This window comes from Bradyrhizobium sp. NBAIM08 (assembly GCF_020193935.1).
Taxonomy (GTDB): domain Bacteria; phylum Pseudomonadota; class Alphaproteobacteria; order Rhizobiales; family Xanthobacteraceae; genus Bradyrhizobium; species Bradyrhizobium yuanmingense.
In genome coordinates this window covers 1-495 of record NZ_JADYVR010000116.1, presented here as the reverse complement: position 1 = coordinate 495, position 495 = coordinate 1, and the positions used below count along the sequence as shown (strand labels likewise).

Annotated in this window: 1 protein-coding gene; it reads left to right on the top strand. The window is 57.0% G+C overall.

Annotated elements, in window-relative coordinates; genetic code table 11:
* The coding region (locus I6F37_RS38685; protein WP_276573800.1) for a nucleoside monophosphate kinase at positions 1-495 on the top strand (495 nt) is incomplete at both ends.

Sequence of the window (495 nt, the reverse complement as noted above, 5' to 3'; positions counted from 1 at the left end):
CTCGATACTCCGCTCGCACTCGAAGTTCAGGAGATCATGAAGTCGGGAAAGTACGTACCCGACGAAGTGACTTCGAAGATGGTCCGGGAACGGACGTCGCGGGACGATACGAAGGACGGCTACATTCTGGACGGGTATCCGCGGACGATGGTACAGGTCGAGCATCTCGAGGACTTAGCTCGCGAGCACGGCTTTGAGATCGATGCAATCGAAGTGGACGTGCCGCGTGAGGAATTGATGAAGCGGTTGACGGGGCGGCGATCGTGTCCGGTCTGCAACGAGATCTACAACATCTATTCGAAGCCGCCGAAGAATGATGACGTCTGCGATCTGCATCCCGACACTAAGCTGACGCATCGTTCCGACGATAACGAGGAAAGCGTGTCGACCAGGCTCGCGACATACGACGCCGAGACCAAGCCGCTGGTCGATTACTACAGGTCGTCCAGCCGGTTGAAAAAGGTCGATGGGACCGGCGAAGTCGAGGAGATCTAC